At 63.4% G+C, this 18248-nt stretch carries 11 protein-coding genes; 6 read left to right on the top strand and 5 right to left on the bottom strand.

The window, feature by feature from the left end; all coding sequences use genetic code 11:
- Nucleotides 1–141 precede the first annotated feature (141 nt).
- Nucleotides 142–1563 (top strand): oxygen-independent coproporphyrinogen III oxidase, encoded by a 1422-nt coding sequence (gene hemN, locus J2887_RS04180; protein WP_228752841.1) that lies wholly within the window; start codon nucleotides 142–144, stop codon nucleotides 1561–1563.
- Nucleotides 1564–1598: 35 nt separating this feature from the next.
- On the opposite strand, the gene J2887_RS04185 is transcribed toward hemN, so the two are convergent.
- Together J2887_RS04185 and J2887_RS04190 are read right to left on the bottom strand one after the other, a co-directional pair.
- Complete coding sequence (locus tag J2887_RS04185; RefSeq protein WP_227174307.1) at nucleotides 1599–3614, bottom strand: YncE family protein; 2016 nt, start codon at nucleotides 3612–3614, stop codon at nucleotides 1599–1601.
- A 161-nt stretch (nucleotides 3615–3775) separates the two neighbouring features.
- Nucleotides 3776–5797 carry a methyl-accepting chemotaxis protein gene (locus J2887_RS04190; protein ID WP_227174309.1) on the bottom strand — a complete coding sequence of 674 codons (2022 nt, stop codon included), beginning with the start codon at nucleotides 5795–5797 and terminating at the stop codon, nucleotides 3776–3778.
- Between the two features lie 284 nt (nucleotides 5798–6081).
- Here J2887_RS04190 and ubiU point away from each other — a divergent pair, with 284 nt between their 5' ends.
- Entirely contained in the window at nucleotides 6082–7077 is a 996-nt protein-coding gene (gene ubiU, locus J2887_RS04195) for a ubiquinone anaerobic biosynthesis protein UbiU (RefSeq protein WP_227174311.1), read from the top strand.
- Between the two features lie 9 nt (nucleotides 7078–7086).
- Entirely contained in the window at nucleotides 7087–7974 is an 888-nt protein-coding gene (locus J2887_RS04200) for a U32 family peptidase (RefSeq protein WP_227174313.1), read from the top strand.
- 60 nt (nucleotides 7975–8034) lie between these two features.
- Here the strand turns inward: J2887_RS04200 and ubiT are convergent, their stop codons facing one another.
- The 3 genes from ubiT to J2887_RS04215 form a co-directional block, all read right to left on the bottom strand.
- The gene (ubiT, locus tag J2887_RS04205) at nucleotides 8035–8586 is read right to left on the bottom strand and encodes a ubiquinone anaerobic biosynthesis accessory factor UbiT (protein ID WP_227174315.1); all 552 of its coding nucleotides are present in this window, start codon (nucleotides 8584–8586) and stop codon (nucleotides 8035–8037) included.
- A 122-nt stretch (nucleotides 8587–8708) separates the two neighbouring features.
- Nucleotides 8709–9368, bottom strand: a complete 660-nt coding sequence (narL, locus tag J2887_RS04210; RefSeq protein ID WP_227174317.1) for a two-component system response regulator NarL — start codon at nucleotides 9366–9368, stop codon at nucleotides 8709–8711.
- Between the two features lie 16 nt (nucleotides 9369–9384).
- The gene (locus J2887_RS04215; protein WP_227174318.1) at nucleotides 9385–11244 is read right to left on the bottom strand and encodes an ATP-binding protein; all 1860 of its coding nucleotides are present in this window, start codon (nucleotides 11242–11244) and stop codon (nucleotides 9385–9387) included.
- A gap of 274 nt (nucleotides 11245–11518) precedes the next feature.
- On the opposite strand from J2887_RS04215, the gene J2887_RS04220 reads away from it, so the two are divergent.
- From J2887_RS04220 to narH, 3 genes are all read left to right on the top strand, one after another.
- Nucleotides 11519–12787, top strand: coding sequence for an MFS transporter (locus J2887_RS04220; RefSeq protein WP_227174320.1), 1269 nt, complete (start codon nucleotides 11519–11521; stop codon nucleotides 12785–12787).
- 133 nt (nucleotides 12788–12920) lie between these two features.
- On the top strand, nucleotides 12921–16670 hold the full coding sequence (locus tag J2887_RS04225) for a nitrate reductase subunit alpha (protein ID WP_227174322.1): 3750 nt from the start codon (nucleotides 12921–12923) through the stop codon (nucleotides 16668–16670).
- A complete protein-coding gene (narH, locus tag J2887_RS04230; protein WP_227174324.1) occupies nucleotides 16667–18244 on the top strand; it encodes a nitrate reductase subunit beta in 1578 nt (525 codons plus the stop codon). Before J2887_RS04225 ends, narH begins: the two co-directional genes overlap by 4 nt.
- The last annotated feature ends 4 nt before the right edge of the window (nucleotides 18245–18248 follow it).

Genomic DNA, 18248 nt, shown 5'->3' on the forward strand with positions numbered 1-18248 from the left:
CTGCCAGCCGATGAACACCCCGCCGGTGTTTTCCAGACAGTATAGACGACCGCAGTTTCCACGGTGGGTTTGATGTTGGTCAAAGGTCAAACCCGCGACCGCCGCTAGACTATGACTTTGTGATCTGTGCGAGAGGTGGTCATGGCAGTTGAAGCGGTACAGTGGGATACAGCGACAGGGATCGGCGAGGCATTGGTTTGGGACGACGCGCTGATCCGGCGCTACGATCTCAGCGGTCCGCGGTACACCTCGTACCCCACGGCCGTGGAGTTCCAGTCCGGGTTCGGGGATGAGGACATGGTCCAGGCGGCCCTGCGCAGCCGTCAGAAGGGTGGACCCTTGTCTCTCTACACCCACCTGCCGTTCTGTGCCCATCTGTGCTACTACTGCGCCTGTAACAAGGTTATTACCAAACGCTACGACCGGGCCATGCCCTACGTCGAGCGGCTGCTCCGGGAAGCGGAGCTGCAGGCGCCGCTGTTTGGCCCCGATCGCACGGTCACCCAATTGCACTGGGGCGGTGGTACCCCTACCTTCCTGCCCCGGGATGCCATGCGTCACTTGATGCAGGGCTACGCCGAGCGCTTCCGGCTGGCGGACGATGACCAGCGGGATTTCAGCATTGAGATTGATCCGCGGGAAGTGGCCGACGATACCCTGTCGACCCTGCGGGAGCTGGGCTTCAACCGCATCAGCCTGGGCGTGCAGGACGTCAATCCGAAGGTCCAGAAGGCCGTCAACCGCATTCAGCCACGGGCGATGACCGAGGCGGTGCTGGACGAGGCCCGTCGGCTGGGCTTCGGCTCGATCAACCTGGATCTGATCTACGGTCTGCCGTACCAGACGCCGGAGAGTTTCGCCGAGACCCTCGACAGTGTTATTGAGTTGTCTCCTGACCGGTTGTCGGTGTTCAGCTACGCCCATCTGCCGGAGCGTTTCTATCCCCAGACGCGGATTGCCAACGACACCTTGCCGACGCCGGCGCAGAAGCTGACGATCCTCCACAACACCATCCGGCGGCTGCTGGAGGCGGGGTACGAGTACATCGGTATGGATCATTTCGCCAAGCCCGACGACAGCCTCGCGGTTGCCCAGCGGGAAGGCCGTCTGCATCGCAACTTCCAGGGTTACACCACCCACGCGGAATGCGATCTGGTGTCGCTTGGGGTGTCTGCCATCGGCCAGACTGACGACGCCTACTTTCAGAACAACCACGACCTGCCGGCCTGGGAGGAGTCCATCGACAACGGCCAGCTGGCCATCACCCGTGGTGTGAATCTGAGCTGGGACGACCAGATCCGTCGCTGGGTCATCGGCGAGCTGATCTGCCACTTCGGACTGGATCGGGACCGCTTCCAGCAACAATGGGCGCTGGACTTCGATCACTACTTCGCCGATGAACTGAAACGCCTGCAGCCGATGATACGTGACGGCCTGGTGGCGGATACCGGCACCAGCCTGCTGGTGCTGCCGGCCGGGCGGCTGCTGATTCGAGCGATCTGCCAGCTGTTTGATCGCTATCGCAAGGAAGGCGCCAGCCAGCGATTCTCCCGCATCATCTGACGCCTCTCGCTAAGGCATAACCCGGCCGGGGGCTGTCAGCGGTCCTGCATCAGCACGACTGACTCCGGCGCGGTGGCATTGAGTCGCACACTGGGGGCGACGTTGCCCTGCAGACTGTCATCGGTCAGGAAGTCGCGCCACAGCTGCAACTGGCCGTTGATCTTTTCCGCTACGTACAGATCCTGGCCGTCGAAGGCGATGTCCACCGGATTGCCCAGCCCGGTCAGGTCGCTGCCGTCGCCAGGGTTGGCGATGCGTTTGCCGACCATCACCGTGCCATTGGCGATGGACGCGCCGGGCAGGGTCATCAGCGCACCATCGTTACTCTCAGCCCCGGAACCCACGTCCGACACGATCAGGGTGTCGCTGGCGGCATGGTAACGGATGCCGTGGAGATTGGTGGCCGCCGGTTCCGGCATCAGAATACGGTCTGGTCCGGCGCTGCCCAGGCGACTGGAAAAATCATCGTAGGCAGCGACGGTGCCGTTGGTGAGCGCGACGTAGAGCGTGTCGCCACTGGCATCGTAGTCACTGTCCCAGGGCGCCACGTCTCCGGTACTGACTACCCGGGGAGTGGCGTTGCCACTGTCACAGGCGCTGAACACCAGGATTTCCGCCCCGGCCTGTTCCGCTACGATTACCAGCCCCAGGTCGTCCGCCAGCTCCACGCCCTTGGGCGACATCAGCCGGGTATTGCTGCCGGTGATCAGTCGATCCCGTGACAGGCTGAACCCCATCCGTTCCTCCACCGCACCTATCACCGCCAGGCCGCTGTTTGCGGTGGTGCCGTCGTCGTAGCTGAGGTAGGCGTTACCATCACGATCCAGAGTGACGTTTTCGGCGCTGGCCAATGCACTGCTGAAAGCAAGTGCCAGATTACTCTCAAGCCCCTTGTCCACAGTGAACAGCTGCCCGGAGGTCGCCGAGCCCACGGCCGGGTTGCTGGTCACCAGCACCTCGTAATCGGTGCCAGGATCACTGACATCAGTGGCACCGGGCATCGGCATCATGGTGGGCATTATGGCAAGGGATTCCGGTGCCGGGGTGTCCAGCACATGGTCCGGGGCGACGTTGCCACCAGAGGCCTGAAACAGGTTGTGGATGGTCAGCAGGGCGCCGCCGCCATTGGCTTTCTCGGCGATGCGCAGGTGGGGGCCATGGAGTTGCAGGTCCACCGGGTTACCCAGCCGGGTGTTGTTGCCCTTGAAGGTGATGGCGGCAGTGACGGTGCCGTTGGCGGTGCTGGCGTTATTGATGACATAAAGCTTGCCGTCGTCTGGCGAGCTGGCCTGGCCAACGTCAGACACTATCAGGCGATCGCTGGCGGCGTCGTAGTCAATGCCGTGGAGATTGACGGAAGTCTCGTTATCGCCGTCGATGATCGAAAATGTGCGGCTGGCGCCACCAATACCGAGGGTGTCTTCGAAGTCGTCGAACACGGCGACCGAGCCATCCACCTGGGCCACGAACAGGCGATCACCATCAGCATCGTAGTGTACATCCCAGGCATTGGCGGCCAGGGCCACGGTGGCGACCGGGGCATCGTTACCGGCGGCTGAGGCACCGATGACCAGCAGGTTGCTGGCGGTGTTGTTGGCTACCACCACCAGTCCCTGTTCGGCCAGATAGGCCATGCCCTTGGGCTTGAGCAGGGTGGTGTTGGCCCCGGTCAGTTGGAAGCTGGGGTCATCGCTACTGCGCTTGGCGGCGTTGCAGGCGGTGACTACACGGCCGGTGTCCATCAGATCACCGGCCTGGATGAGGTGGCCGGCGTGGGTGACCAGTACGCCTTCGTTGGCACCAGTGGTGTAGCTGTTCAGCAGCGCGAGATCCCGGTCACGCACCCGCACGGTGGTATCGCCGTCACCGCTGTTACTGGCGATGTACAGGGTCGCCGCCGGGAAGGTCACCGCCGGAGTATCGTTATCGTCGCTGTCGAAGACGCAGCCTGTTGTCAGCACCAGTGAACCCAGAAGGGCAACGGTCAGCGGATGGGGTTGAAAGCGTTTGCAGCAACTATGGCTCCATTGGGAAAAACGTGGTTGTGTCATGATCCATTCCTCGTGTTCTCGTTTGTAATGGCAAACAGCCCCCCGGAAAGCGCCAGAGAGGGTGGGCTCATTGAGGAGTACTCGCGAGAAACGGGTTTGGAGGCAGAGCGGGCGAAAAAAAGTTGAACCGGTGACGGTCGGCCGCCGTCACCGGTCCGTACTCAGGCCTGGGCCGGCACCTTGAAGTCGTTGGCCAGGTCCTGCAGCTGGCGTGACAACCGGGCCTGTTCACCGGTCACCTGGGTGATCTCCTGGGAGCCGGTGAAGGTCAGGTTTGCGGCCTCGCGAACCTGTTCCATGCTGCCGGCCAGTTCCCGGGTGACGGCTACCTGCTCCTCCGAAGCGGTAGCAATCTGGTTGGCCATATCGGCGATGGCGGAGACGTCATTGAGGATGTCAGCGAAGGTCTGCTCCAGGTTCGAGGCCTGTTCGCTGGTCTCATTGGCCAGCCGGTGGCTGGTGGCGATGGATTGGCCGGCATTGCTGGTGATGTCCCTGAAACCGCCGACAATGTCCTCGATCTTGGTGGTGGACTCGTGGGTCTGCCGGGCCAGCGCCCGCACCTCGTCGGCCACTACGGCAAAGCCGCGCCCGTGCTCTCCGGCCCGCGCCGCTTCAATGGCGGCGTTCAGTGCCAGCAGGTTGGTCTGCTCCGCCACCTGACGGATGACTTCAACCACCTCGCTGATGGACTGGCTACGCTTCTCCAGGGTATCGATTACCGCATTCACCTCCTGCACCGAGCGCGCCAGGCTGTGAATCCGCGCCATGCTCTCTTGCAGCACCCGGTCGCCGTCCCGGCTCTTTTCCCGGGCCCGCTGGGCGGCATCCGCCACCTGTTGGGTATTGCGGGAGATGTCTTCCGAGGTGGCGGTCATCTCTTCGGTGGCGGCGGCCACCTGTTCGATCTGCTGCTGTTGCTGGCGGACCTGGGCCGCGCTCTGGTCGGCGGTGGAGCTGGTCTGCTCAGTTGAGGTCGCCAGTTGGATGCTGGCCTTGTCGATCTGCAGCAGGGCCTGGCCAAAGCGCTGGAACAGCTCGTTGATGGCGGTGCCTATGGCCCCCATTTCATCCCGGCTGGCCACGTCGATGGGCCGGGTCAGATCTTTCTGGTCCATGGCAAAGCGGATGCCGGACAGCAGTTGACCAACCTGACGATTGATGGTGCGGATGGTCAGCAGCATCAGCACCAGCACCGCCAGTACCGCCGCAGCAGCCAGCACCGAGGCGGTGAGCAGGTTATTGCGGGCGCTTGCAAGGCTCTGGTCAGCCAGTTGGCGGACGTTGTCCAGCAGCACCTGGCGGTCGGTGTTCATGACTTCAATTCGCTCGGTGGTGGTGTCGAACCAGCCCGCGGCGGTGAGTTGGGTCAGGCCGGCGGCGTTGGCAAACAGAGTCTGGCGCTGACGGGCCAGTTCCTGGCTGGCGGGAAGGGTGTCGAGTTTTGCAATGGTGTCCCGCAGTGGGGAGTCCGAGGGCAGCATCGACTGTACGCTGGTGAGGTACGCCTGTTGTCGTCCTGCCAGTTCGGCCACCTGTTGCAGTCGAGCCAGATCAAAGCGGCCACTGCGAATCAGCGAGGCGCCGCCGGCCCGTTCGCGACCGGCGTATTCGGCGGCCTCGGCAAGGGCGAAGTAGGCATTGACCTGACGTGCCAGCTCACCGGTGCTGGCACGGCGCACGATCAGCGGAATACGGTTGATCATGCCCATAATCAGCCCGGTGTAACGACGACCGGACTCGCTGGCGGCAATTGATCTCTGATCCACCTGCTGGCGGAGGTTGGGCAGATCTTTCAGTTGCTGTTCGACCTCCCGAATACTGGTGTTGACGGCGCGGTCAAACTCCGCTTCGGCGAGCAGGGCGCGGATGCTGTTGTTGTATTCCTGCAGGCGAAGGTCGGTCTCCTGGCGTTGGCGGTCCAGGTTCTGCTTGGCCTGGCGGGCCAGATCACCGCTGCTGGCAAAGGCAACGGCCGAGCGACCCCGTTCCTTCTGCAGTGCGGCAATCAGCGGGTCGGCCAGGCCAACCAGGCGGACCCGGTCGTCCAGTTGCTGCATTTTGGACAGTTCGTCCCGGGAAGTGAGAATGTTGTTGATAGCGAAGTACAGGATCACCAGCAGGGCGGGCAGTACCAGAAGGATGAGCTTGCCCTGCATGGAGAGGTGGTTGAGCGCTTTCATGGTGGGCCTCGTCAATGAGTTCACACGGTACTTCCATTCTTCTTCAGTCTAGCAGTTGCCGGTATTCGCGCGATGGAGTAGCTGAGGAGGTAGAGCCAGCCTCTGTAACATGCTGTCAGCAAACGTTAATCGCCGGAGTCGTCAGCAGAAAATCGGTCAATAGGGAATTGAACGTGGAGTACCACGGCGGTGGTAGCGGCTATCCGGGGACGGTCTGACAAAGGTCAAGGTGACCCTGGTGGGAGGCGGGTAAGGTGTCGGCTTTGCCCGCTGCGGAGGATGTCATGGAGCTTGTTTGTCCCGCCGGTAGTCTGCCGGCTCTCAAGACCGCCGTCGACCACGGTGCCAATGCGGTGTACATCGGCTTTCGCGACAGCACCAACGCCCGCCAGTTCAGCGGCCTCAACTTCAATGACCAGCGGGCGGCGGAGGGTATCGACTACGCTCACCGTCACGGCGCCCGCGTCTTCTGCGCTATCAACACCTATCCTCAGCCCGATGGCTGGCGCCAGTGGACGGCCGCGGTGGACCGCGCCGCCCGCCTGGGGGTGGATGCCCTGATCATCGCCGACATGGGGCTGCTGGCCTACGCCGCTGACCGCTACCCGGACCTGTCCCGCCACCTGTCGGTGCAGGGCTCGGCCACCAGCTACGAAGCACTGCGCTTCTACAAGGAAACCTTTGGTATCCGCCGGGCGGTGCTGCCGCGGGTGCTGTCGGTGGACCAGGTCCGGCACGTCGCCCGAGCCAGTCCGGTGGAGCTGGAGGTCTTTGCGTTCGGCAGCCTGTGCATCATGGCGGAGGGGCGCTGTTATCTGTCGTCCTACCTCACCGATGAGTCTCCCAACACCCGGGGTGCCTGTTCGCCGGCCAAGGCGGTACGGTGGCAGGAGTCGGCCCAGGGGCTGGAATCCCGCCTCAATGAGGTGATGATCGACTGCTACGGCGATGGCGAAGCGGCCGGCTATCCGACCCTGTGTAAGGGCCGGTTTGAGGTCGAAGGCAGCGTCTATCACGCCATCGAGGAACCGGTCAGTCTCAATACCATGGACCTGTTGCCGGAACTGGCGGCCATGGGCATTACTGCCGTCAAGATCGAAGGCCGCCAGCGTAGCCCGGCCTACATCCGTGCAGTGGCCGGCACCTGGCGCCAGGCGCTGGACCGGTTGGCCGCCGGCGCTGATCGCTATGCCGTCGAGCCGGGCTGGAGTCATACCCTGTCGGGGCTGTCGGAGGGCGGTCTGACCACCCTCGGCGCCTACCACCGCAACTGGAAATAGGAGCCCATCATGCTCTCTCTGTCCCTTGGACCCATCCTCTGGTTCTGGTCGCGACAATCGGTGTTCGATTTCTACGCCGAGGCGGCGGAGTGGCCGGTGGATCGCATTCACCTGGGGGAAACGGTGTGTTCCCGGCGTCGGGAGCTCAAGCTGGAGGACTGGCTGGCGCTGGCCCGGGAACTGGCCGCCTGCGGCAAGGAAGTGGTGCTGTCGAGCCAGACCCTGATCGAGTCCGAAGCCGATCTGCGCACCCTGCGCCGGCTGTGTGAACAACAGGAATTTCGGGTCGAGGCCAACGATCAGAGCGCCATGCAGCTACTGATCGACCAGGGCGTACCCTTTGTGACCGGGCCGGCAGTGAACATCTACAACAGCGCCACCCTGAAGATCCTGGCGCAACGGGGACTGCAGGGCTGGAACCTGCCGGTGGAACTGTCGCGACAGACCCTGGAGGCACTGTTGGCGGAACTGCAGGAGCAGGGACTGGTGTTGCCGGTGGAGGTGTTTGCCTGGGGCTTCCTGCCACTGGCGTGGTCGTCCCGCTGCTTTACCGCCCGCCACTACAATTTGCCCAAGGACCGGTGTGAGTTCCGCTGCCTGCAGCATCCGGACGGGCTGTCGCTGCGGTCCCGGGAATCCCAGGAGCTGTTTCGTCTCAACGGCGTTTCCACCCTGTCGGGCTACCGCTACGATCTGCTGCGGGAGCTGCCCTCAATGGCCGCCATGGGCGTGGACGCAGTACGTCTCAGTCCGGAGTGGCAGGGCATGGCCGAGGTGGTGCAACGTTTTGACGCCGTCCGCCGCGGCGAACAGCCGGCTACCGATCCCCTGCAACTGGTGGAGGCACCACCGTGCAACGGCTACTGGTACGGTCAGCCGGGCATGGCAAGCGCCTGATCGCAGGCGTTTGCGCTGACGATCCGGATGCAGGCGCCGCAATGGCGCCCGCGCTGGTGTTCAGTTTGTCAGGGCTGGGGGCCGGGTTGGCAGCAGCTGCCACTCCAGGCTGTCCAGCAGGTTCTTCAGGCCCAGACCCAGCTCGGTGTCGCCTTCGATTACCAGACGGCGCTGGAAGAACAGCTGATCCGGGTCCTGCTGCCGTTCTGCCAGGGTGCGAAAGGCGGCCAGGGTGCCGCGAATGGTGGCTTCGCCGGGGCCGTCCACCACCCGGAGCCGGCCACACCAGAACCCCAGGGTGACGCCGGGCTGACCGCCGTGACATTCCAGCCGGATACGGCGACCCTCGAACTCGTCAAACTCGCCGCCGCTAATGGCATCGGTAAACACCCGGTTCAGCGGGGCCTCCAGCAGCAGCTGTTTCAGTGGTACCGGCACGCGGCGGTCCAGCGCCGCCAGCCAGGGCGCCGGCGACGGTGCATAGGCTTTCAGCACACCGGTCAGCTGACGCCCCAACGATGTGGGTGCTGCGGCGCGGTCGGCATGGCTGTGGGCATGACCCGGCAGGGGGGGCAGGGCACGGATAAGCTGGCGGGGGTGGGGCAGGAACATGTGACCTCCAGAACGGTAGCAATCCCGCCAGCCTACCGAAACCGGTGCCCGGACGACTTGATATAAGCCAACGCCCGCCAGGTCAGAGGCTCACTTGATCAGCGAATCAATCGCGCGGGACACTAACGGTGCAACCCTTCTTCCACCGCCCACACCGCCACTTCCACCCGCGATCTCAGTTTGAGCTTCTTCAGCAGGTGTTTGACGTGGACCTTGACGGTACCATCGCTGATGTTGAGCTTGCGGCCGATCATCTTGTTGGACAGGCCTTCGGCGATCAGTTTGAGGATGTCCTTCTCCCGCGGGGTGAGGCTGGCGTAATCGGCCCGCTCGGTTTCCGGCTTCTGTGACCTCAGCGCCTCTGCCAGCAGGGCGGTCAGGCGGTCGCTGATCGCCATCCGCCCCAGCGCGGCCTGGCGCAGTTGGGGTACCAGGTCGTCCGGCTCCATATCCTTGAGCAGGTAGCCGTCAGCACCGGCCCGCAAGGCCGCCACCACATCGTCCTCGTGGTCGGAAACGGTGAAGATGATGATGCGGGAGCCGATCTCATCGGCACGCAGCGCCTTGAGGGTATCGATGCCGTTCATCTCCGGCATGTTCAGGTCCAGCAGGATCAGGTCGGGTTCGATGTCCCGGGCCAGGGCAATGCCGTCGCGGGCGTTGCTGGCTTCGCCAACCACCTCCATGTCATCTTCAAGGTCGACCAGTTGCTTGATGCCCTGGCGCAGCAGGGGATGGTCATCGATCAGCAGAATGCTGGCGGGTGCGTCCGTATCCGGCATGGGCAAAAGTCTCCAGTCAGGCTTCGGTGGTGGATGATTGGGTTGGAATCAGATGTCGGCTCTTGGGGATGAACGCCAGGGTGACGTCCACGCCACCTTCCGGGCGGTTGTCGACCGCCAGTCGGCCGCCCAGGGTTCGGGCGCGGTCCTGCATAATGATCAGGCCGTAGTGCTGGGGCGGTTGATCACCGTCGGGCAGCCCGACACCGTTGTCGCTCACCCGGACCTTGACGGTCGGTGTATCGAAGGCAATGGTGACCTCAACCTCGGTGGCCCGGGCGTGCTTGACGGCATTGGCCAGCGCCTCCCGGACCACCTGCAGAACATGGATTTCCTCGTTGGCGGACAGGGTCTGGGGCGGTAGCCGGAAATCCAGGCTGACGCTGTAATCGAGCCGTTCGCTGAACTCGTTCACAGTCTCCCGCAGGGCGGTGCCGAGGTCCGGTGTATCGAGTTTCAGACGGAAGGTGGTAAGCAGCTCCCGCAATTGCCGGTAGGCGCTGTTCAGGCCGGTGCTGAGTTCTTCCAGGATGTCTTTGTGCAGCTGTTCGTTGTTTGGGTCGAGCCCCACCCGGCGCAATCGGGCCACCTGCATTTTCAGGTAGGACAGGGACTGGGCCAGGGAGTCGTGCAGTTCCCGGGCGATCACCGCCCGTTCTTCCGCCAGGGTCAGTTGCTGCTGCTCGGTGATCTGGTTCTGCAGGAAGATGGCGGTGGCGAGCTGATCGCTGAGGGTTTCCAGCAGGCGACGGGCGGTCGAAGGCAGGCCCTGATCGCGGCGGTACCACACCTCCAGGGTGCCCAATAGAGTGGAGGCGGTACGGATCGGCAGCAGCAGGCGCTGGCCGTCCTCACTGGGGGGCAGCGCGTCATAGGCTTCGGGGGTGACCAGGCAGGCGGTGCAGTGGTGATCACGGCAGTAATAGGGCCGGTCGACGCTGGCGGTGGTCACCGCCTCCACCATTTCGGCGGCATGGCGGTCGTGCAGGTAGAGCCGGATCGGGCCGATGTTGAGCAGTTCTTCCAGTTGTTGCAGCAGGGGAATCGAGCCGCCGCACAGGTCGCGGTTGGCAAACAGCGAACGGCTGGCCCGGTGCAGCAGTTCCAGCGCGGCGTGGCTTTTCTCCAGCTCGCGGGTTTTCTCCCAGGATTCCGATTCCAGTTGCCGGTAGCTCTTGGCGAGGGCGCTGGTCATCTGGTCGAGGGCGCCGCCGAGCTGGCTCAGTTCATCCCGGCCGGGCAGGTTGGCGCGCTGGTCGAAGTCCTTGCGGCCCACGGCCTGGGCGATTTCCAGCAGCCGCCCCAGCGGCCGCAGCACCCGTGCCTTGATGTCGAACACCATCAGTACGATCACCAGCGCGGCGAAAATCAGGCTGATGGTCTGCACCAGGTTCATCAGCCGCACCCTGGCTTCGGTGCGGGCCTCCAGCATGGCCACCAGGCTGTCAATTTTGTGAACCAGCCGATCGATGCGCTCCCGCAGTTCGGTGGCGGTGCTGGCGGTGGGGCGGTCACGAAACAGCGGGCGGATCTGCTGCTGCCAGAGCTCGGTGACCTGCTGGTGCTGGCGGGCCAGGTCATGGTCCACCGCCGACGGCAGGGCATTGATCAGGCCGGGATGTTCCAGGCGCTGGCTGAAGTTCTCCAGTCGTTGCAGTCGCTCGTTTTCAGTCAGCCCGCCGGGGCCGGAGACCTGCAGCCAGTCGCTCAGCAGCACGAAGCTCTGCATCCGCAGCGACCCCGCAAGGTTGATGGCGGTGGCGCTGCCCTGGATGCTGGCGGAAATGGCCATGGAAATGGCGATGTTCATCAGGGCAACGATGCTGATGGCAGCGACAACAGCGCCGAGACGGTGCACCAGGGAGTTGTTCAGCATAGGTCAGTGTGGCCGTATCCGGAGGGCTGTATTCGTTGATTCTAACCCAGCAAGGGTAGCCCAAACACCGCGGGCTGTCGCAGTTTTTGAACCCCGGGCCATCGCTTTTCCATGGCAATAACCCTTTGGAGATAGAAGCTTACCCCGGATGGCATTGCCTCCAATGCGTCTTTGACCGTCGACACTGGCGACACTCACACTGATGGGGCACGGTGGTGGCCCCGGATGGCTCATGCCGCTGCAGTCCATTGCCAAAGAGTCAGACGGGGGAAGCATGCGCGGGCACCGACCCAGCCAATCGGTTGACCAGACCTCGCTGATGGTTGCGCTGCCGCTGACCCTGGCGGCGTTTTTCGTGGCCTTTGCCTGCTGGACCCTGTTCGCGGTGCTGGGGGTGCAGTTACGCCACCAGTTCGCCCTCAGCCATCTGGAGTTTGCTTTACTGTTGGCGATGCCGATGCTGTCCGGCGGTCTGGTGGCGTTCCCGTTGGGGGTGGCCACCCAGCGCTTCGGCGGTCGCCGGGTGATCCTGGCTTGTCTGCTGGCGTTGATGGCGGCACTGCTGTTGCTGTCGTCGGTGCACAGCTACACCGGTTTTCTGGTCGCGGGTCTGGGCTTGGGCGCGGCTGGTGGCCTGTTCAGTGCCGGCCTGCAGTACCTGGTGACCTACCTGCCGCCCTCGCGGGCCGGCCTGGTGCTGGGGGTATTCGGCGTCGGTGTCAGCGGTGCCGGCTTTTCCTACCTGATCGTGCCGGTGGTGGAGCGTGCCTACAGCTGGCAGCTGGCGCCCCTGGCCTATGTGCTGGTACTGGTGGTCATCGCGCTGTTGCTGCTGGTGCTCACCGATCCCGAACCCACCGACCGTAGCCAGCGCCCGCTGGTGTCGCTGGGGGTATCGCTGCGGTTCCTGGCACGATCGCGGGTCTGGCGGTTATGTCTGTATTTCAGTTTTCTGTTCGGTGGCCTGGTGGGCCTGGGCCTGTGGTTGCCGGATTACCTGTCGACGCAATTCCAGCTGTCCCTGGAGGACGGCGCCCGCTGGTCACTGCTGTTTGCGCTTCCGGTGGTGCTGGCGCAGATCGCCGGTGGCATCGGTGCCGATCGTTTCGGTGCGGTCACCCTGCTTCGGCTGGTGCTGTTGCTGTGCCTGGTGCCGCTGTTCCTGCTGTCCTATCCCGACACCGACCTGGCCATCGCCGGTATCGAGCGGACGATCCTGCTGTCGATCCAGCCCTCGCTGGACTGGGTGGTGGTCGGCCTGGTGCTGCTCAGCTTTACCATGGGGCTGGGGCTGGGGGCGCTGTTGCGGCTGCTGTTTGACGAATACCCCCGCCATCTCGGAGTGGTAGGCGGCCTTATGCTGGCCGCGGCCTGCTCCACGGCCTTTCTGTTGCCGCTGATGTTTGGTCTGGCGGTGGCCTGGGTGGGGGTGGCCAGTGCGGTGTTCATGTTGCTGTTCATCTTTGGCCTGTGCACCTGGGTGGTGCTGGAGTGGGCCAGTCGCTCCGACCGGTGTATGGGGCCCCTACCCCCAACGGGTTAGCCACCGGGTCTCTCGGGGTAACCACGCAGATTTCAGGGTTTTTCTTCCTCACAATGATTCCAAACGATACCGGGGCAGGCCCTTTGGAGCGCCGGTTTCCGGGCGTCTGCCCCCCTGTGTCTGGAGAGAGACCATGAGTCACTTGATCGATAAACTGAACTACTTCAGGAAGAAGCGGGAACCCTTCGCCAACGGTCACGGCGAGACCCACGCCGTCAGTCGTGACTGGGAAGACGGCTACCGCCAGCGCTGGCAGCACGACAAGATCGTGCGCTCCACCCATGGGGTGAACTGCACCGGTTCCTGCAGCTGGAAGATCTACGTCAAGAACGGCCTGGTGACCTGGGAAACCCAGCAGACCGACTACCCCCGTACCCGCCCCGACTTACCCAACCACGAGCCCCGTGGCTGCCCCCGGGGCGCCAGCTACTCCTGGTACATGTACAGCGCCAACCGGCTGAAATACCCGCTGGCCCGCAAGCACCTGCTCAAGCTGTGGCGGGCGGCCAAGGCCCAGTACCCGGACCCGGTACAGGCCTGGGCGTCGATCGTCGAAGACCCCAGGAAGAGCACCGAGTACAAGACCCGCCGGGGCATGGGCGGTTTTGTCCGTTCCAGCTGGGACGAACTCAACGAGCTGATTGGCGCCTCCAACGTCTACACCGCCAAGAAGTACGGCCCGGACCGGGTCATCGGCTTCTCGCCGATCCCGGCCATGTCCATGGTGTCCTACGCCGCCGGCAGCCGCTACCTGTCGATGATCGGCGGTGTCTGCATGAGCTTCTACGACTGGTACTGCGACCTGCCGCCGGCCTCGCCCCAGACCTGGGGTGAGCAGACCGACGTGCCGGAATCCGCCGACTGGTACAACTCCGGCTACATCATCGCCTGGGGCTCCAACGTGCCTCAGACCCGGACTCCGGACGCTCACTTCTTCACCGAGGTGCGCTACAAGGGCACCAAGACCGTGGCCATTACGCCGGATTACGCCGAGGTCTCCAAGCTCTCCGACGAATGGCTCAACCCCAAGCAGGGCACCGACGCGGCCCTGGGCATGGCCATGGGCCACGTGATCCTGAAAGAGTTCCACATCGACAACCCAAGCCCGTACTTCACCGACTACGTCCGTCGCTACACCGACATGCCGTACCTGGTGATGCTGGACAAGGGCGAGGACGGCCGCTACGTGCCGGGCCGCTTCCTGCGCGCTAGCGACCTGGTGGATGGACTGGGGGAAGAGAACAACCCCGAGTGGAAGACCATCGCCATCGACGAGGACAGCAACGAGCTGACTGCCCCCAACGGCTCCATCGGTTTCCGCTGGGGCGAGAAAGGCAAGTGGAACCTGAAGCAGAGCCAGGGTGCCGGACAGAACAACACCAAACTCAAGTTGTCGCTGGTGGAAGGGCACGACGAAGTGGTGGACGTGGCGTTCCCGTACTTCGGCGGCATCGAGCACGATCACTACAACCACGTCGAAGTCAGCGACACCCTGACCCACAAGCTGGGCAGCCGCAAGGTCTACCTGGCCAATGGCGAGCAGGCACAGGTGGTCACGGTGTTTGACCTGATGGTGGCCAACTACGGCATCAACCGTGGCCTCGGTGACGACGATGGTGCTACTGCCTACGATCAGGTCAAGCCCTACACCCCGGCCTGGCAGGAACAGATCACTGGCGTACCGGCAGAGAAAGTCATCCGCATCGCCCGTGAGTTTGCCGACAACGCCGACAAGACCCGGGGTAAGTCCATGGTCATTGTGGGAGCCGGGATGAACCACTGGTACCACATGGACATGAACTACCGTGGCCTGATCAACATGCTGATCCTCTGCGGCTGCATCGGCCAGAGCGGCGGTGGTTGGTCCCACTATGTCGGCCAGGAGAAACTGCGGCCGCAGACCGGCTGGCAGCCGCTGGCGTTCGCCCTCGACTGGCAGCGTCCGCCCCGGCACATGAACTCCACCTCGTTCTTCTACGCCCACTCCGGTCAGTGGCGTTACGAGAAAGTGGGTGTGGATGAGATCCTGTCGCCGCTGGCGGACAAGTCCAAATTCTCCGGTAGTCTGATCGACTACAACGTTCGCGCCGAGCGCATGGGCTGGCTGCCGTCGGCGCCGCAGCTCAACCGCAACCCGCTGACCATCGCCGCCGAGGCAGAGAAGGCGGGCATGGAAGTGGCGGACTACGTCGCCCAGTCCCTCAAGGACGGCAGCCTGGCTTTCGCCGCCGAGGACCCGGACGCGGAGCAGAACCATCCCCGCAACCTGTTTGTCTGGCGCTCCAACCTGCTGGGTTCCTCCGGCAAGGGCCACGAGTACATGCTCAAGTACCTGCTGGGTACCACCAACGGCCTGCAGGGCAAAGACCTGGGCGAGGAAGGTGGCGCCAAGCCACAGGAAGTCAAATGGCACGACGAGGCCCAGCAGGGCAAGCTCGACCTGCTGGTGACCCTGGACTTCCGCATGTCCACCACCTGTCTGTACTCCGACATCGTGCTGCCGACGGCCACCTGGTACGAGAAGAACGACCTCAATACCTCGGACATGCACCCGTTCATTCACCCGCTGACTGCGGCCACCGACCCGGCCTGGGAAGCCCGCAGTGATTGGGAGATCTACAAGGGCATCGCCAAGGCCTTCTCCCAGGCCGCCGAAGGCCACCTGGGGGTGGAAAAGGACGTGGTGACCCTGCCGCTGCTTCACGACGCGCCGGCGGAGCTGGGCCAGCCGTTCGACGTGAAAGACTGGAAGAAGGGCGAGTGCGAACTGATCCCCGGCAAGACCGCGCCCAACTTCATCACCGTGGAGCGGGACTACCCCAACACCTACGCCCGTTTCACTTCCCTCGGCCCGCTGATGGAGAAACTGGGCAACGGCGGCAAGGGCATCAACTGGAACACCCAGAAGGAAGTCGATTTCCTGCGGGATCTCAATCACCGCCACAGCGAGGGGGCCAATGCCGGCCTGGCGAAGATCGAAACCGCCATCGATGCCGCCGAGGTGATCCTGTCGCTGGCGCCGGAAACCAACGGCCAGGTGGCGGTGAAAGCCTGGAAGGCGCTGTCGGAGATGACCGGTCTGGACCACACCCACCTGGCCACCAACAAGGAAGAGGAAAAGATCCGCTTCCGCGACATCGTGGCCCAGCCTCGCAAGATCATCTCCAGCCCGACCTGGTCGGGCCTGGAAGACGAGCATGTGTCCTACAACGCCGGTTACACCAACGTCCACGAGCTGATTCCCTGGCGCACCCTCACCGGCCGTCAGCAGTTCTACCAGGACCACGAGTGGATGCGGGCCTTCGGTGAGAGCCTGCTGGTGTACCGCCCGCCCATCAACACCAAGGCGGCGGCACCGATGATCGGCAAGAAATCCAACGGCAACCCGGAGAAGGCGCTGAACTGGATCACCCCACACCAGAAGTGGGGCATCCACAGCACCTACAGCGACAACCTGCTGATGCTGACCCTGTCCCGCGGTGGCCCCATCGTCTGGCTGAGTGAGGACGACGCCAAAGACATCGGCGTAGAAGACAACGACTGGATCGAGCTGTTCAACAGCAACGGTGCCATTGCGGCACGGGCAGTGGTGAGCCAGCGGGTAATGCCGGGCATGGCGATGATGTACCACGCCCAGGAACGGATTGTGAATGTACCTGGCTCCGAGGTGACCGGCACCCGCGGCGGCATCCACAACTCGGTGACCCGGGTGTGCCCGAAACCGACCCACATGATCGGTGGCTACGCCCAGTACTCCTACGGTTTCAATTACTACGGCACCGTCGGCTCCAACCGTGACGAGTTCGTGGTGGTGCGCAAGATGCACCGGGTGGACTGGCTCGATGGCGAAGGCAACGACGATGTACAGGAGGCAGTGAAATGAAAATCCGTTCGCAAGTCGGCATGGTGCTGAACCTGGACAAGTGCATCGGTTGTCACACCTGTTCGGTGACCTGCAAGAACGTCTGGACCAGCCGTGAAGGCATGGAGTACGCCTGGTTCAACAACGTCGAAACCAAGCCGGGTGTTGGCTACCCCAAAGAGTGGGAGAACCAGGACAAATGGAAAGGCGGCTGGCTGCGCGACAGCGCCGGTCGAATCAAACCCCGCATCGGTGGCAAGTTCCGGGTGCTGGCGAACATCTTCGCCAACCCGGACCTGCCCCAGATCGACGACTACTACGAGCCGTTCGATTTCGACTACCAGCATCTGCACACCGCCGGCGACAGCAAGCATCAACCAGTCGCCCGGCCCCGTTCGCTGATCTCCGGCGAGCGCATGAAGAAGGTGGAGTGGGGCCCCAACTGGGAGGAAATCCTCGGCACCGAATTCGCGAAGCGCCGCAAGGACAAGAACTTTGACCAGGTGCAGGCGGACATCTACGGCCAGTTTGAAAACACCTTCATGATGTACCTGCCGCGGCTGTGCGAACACTGCCTCAACCCGGCCTGTGTTGCCAGTTGCCCCAGCGGCGCCATCTACAAGCGGGAAGAAGACGGCATCGTGCTGATCGACCAAGACAAGTGCCGGGGCTGGCGGATGTGCGTGTCCGGTTGCCCGTACAAGAAGATCTACTTCAACTGGAAAACCGGCAAGTCCGAGAAGTGCATCTTCTGCTACCCGCGCATCGAAGCCGGCATGCCCACGGTGTGCTCTGAGACTTGTGTTGGCCGCATCCGCTACCTGGGTGTACTGCTCTACGACGCCGACCGCATTGAAGAAGTGGCCAGCGCGCCAGGGGAGCAGGAACTGTACGAGAAGCAGCTGGAGATCTTCCTCGACCCGTTCGACCCCAAGGTGATCGAGCAAGCGCGGAAAGACGGCGTGCCGATGAACGTCATCGAGGCCGCCCAGCAGAGCCCGGTGTACAAGATGGCGGTGGACTGGAAGCTGGCGCTGCCACTGCATCCGGAGTACCGCACCCTGCCCATGGTCTGGTATGTGCCGCCGCTGTCGCCGATCCAGTCCGCAGCGGAAGCCGGCAAGGTGGCGTTTGACGGCGTGCTGCCGAAGATCGAGAGCCTGCGGATTCCGGTCAAATACCTCGCCAACCTGCTCACCGCCGGTGACGAGAAGCCGGTGGTGACCGCGCTGAAACGTCTCCTCGCCATGCGGCTGTACAAGCGGGCGGAAACCGTGGAAGGCCGGGAAGACCTGCGGGCGCTGGAGGAGGCCGGCCTGAGCAAAGCCCAGGCCGACGAGATGTACCGCTACCTGGCGATTGCCAACTACGAGGACCGTTTTGTCATTCCCACCAGCCACCGCGAACTGGCGAAAGAGGCGTTCCCGGATGCCTCGGCGTACGGCGAGCGCAATGGCTGCGGCTTCAGCTTTGGTAATGGCTGCCACGGTGGTGACAGTGAGTTCAGCCTGTTCGGCGGTCGCAAGCAGACCACCACCATGGTGGAGCAGTTGACCACGGTGAAGCAGGTTGACCCACGGCAACTGCAGGATTGAGGAG

Origin of the sequence: Marinobacter sp. CA1 (assembly GCF_020546665.1) — a bacterium.
Classification (GTDB): domain Bacteria; phylum Pseudomonadota; class Gammaproteobacteria; order Pseudomonadales; family Oleiphilaceae; genus Marinobacter; species Marinobacter xestospongiae.